This window comes from Bacillus sp. BPN334 (genome assembly GCF_008368885.1).
In the GTDB taxonomy this organism is placed as follows: domain Bacteria; phylum Bacillota; class Bacilli; order Bacillales; family Bacillaceae_G; genus Bacillus_A; species Bacillus_A wiedmannii.
Map to the genome: position 1 here is coordinate 1 of NZ_QOZW01000067.1, position 1,218 is coordinate 1,218.

General features: G+C 35.9%; 1 protein-coding gene and 1 pseudogene. Both read right to left on the reverse strand.

Annotated features, from left to right (window positions below):
• Nucleotides 1-243 (reverse strand): annotated as a pseudogene (locus tag DN393_RS31250) (exosporium protein D); the annotation flags it as partial.
• A 403-nt stretch (nt 244-646) separates the two neighbouring features.
• A partial coding sequence (locus DN393_RS31255) for a collagen-like protein (protein ID WP_149174305.1) occupies nt 647-1,218 on the reverse strand: 572 nt, incomplete at its 5' end.

The window sequence follows — 1,218 nt, forward strand, 5'->3', positions numbered from 1 at the left end:
GGGTGCACTCATACCAACAACAAATAACTGGATTAATGTTTTATTGTGATTGTTTGTAAAATCCTCAAATACAGTTTGTGGAGTGGTAGTTTCAAGGAAAACAGATACAGGTATATTTCCATTTGCATTTTCTTCAGAACCTGCAATTGTATGCGTATCAATAAAACAGTTGTTTTTTTGATTGCCCGAATGTGACTGTTTTTTATAATACTTTTTACCATCTTTATAAAAGTAATCAGCCATATGAATATAAATCTACCTTCATTTAGATGTCTATATAGTTTATTTAAAAAGGCGAAGTAGTGCTTGTACAACATAATAAAATCCGCTCTCGTAATTACTTAAAAATGTTATTTGAAAATTAAAGAGCGCCATCCAAGGTACTCTCAGCTAAACACTGATATTGAAAAAGAATACAACATAATATCGTATGTATGCTTCTGAGGGATGTGCGGATTTAATATAAAATAGTTATTGGAATGAAATGAAGAGTAACCAATGGTTTATTAATGAATATATAGTGAGTGGAGTCATGGTTGAGGGGCCAGATTATGATGATTCCTAATATAAAAAGAGAGCTAGAAGGCCCTCTTTAATAGTTGTTGTATTCGCCAGAAAAAAGGAAATTTTCAAGCGTATTAATGTGTTAAAAATTTTGTGAACATGAAGTGCAAGGTCCACCAGTAGGTTGAAATACAACATTGTCAACAAAGGCTGTTGCGCCTTCACCACCTGTAGCAGTATTTTGGAAAGAAATACAAGCTATAGTCACAGTAGCAGGTATACACACAACAAGAACATAATGTTGGAAAAGAGATTGTGGTTGATTCATAACTGGTACAATATGTGGAATGTTTGATGGACCAAGAGTTGCAGGGGATGGGGGACATGCTTGCCCAAGTTCTGGAAAAGATACAGAAGCTATAAGAAATGCACCATCCCTTACATCTGCAGCAAATGAAAATGTAAAACAACAACCTTCGTCAACATCAACTGTTTGATTAATACTTCCACCTGGACCAATTGATGCAGCTAAGAGACTAAATGACCCATCTGGCAGAAAACGACCACTATGAACGTTTGGAAAACCTACTTCTGAAACAGAACCTACTTGATTCCAACCTGGAACTGGATCTACTCCTACAGGTGGTATGTCAAATCCAGGGTTGTTAAGAACATTATTACATGGACAACATCCTACAGCAGTTGGTCCAGTCG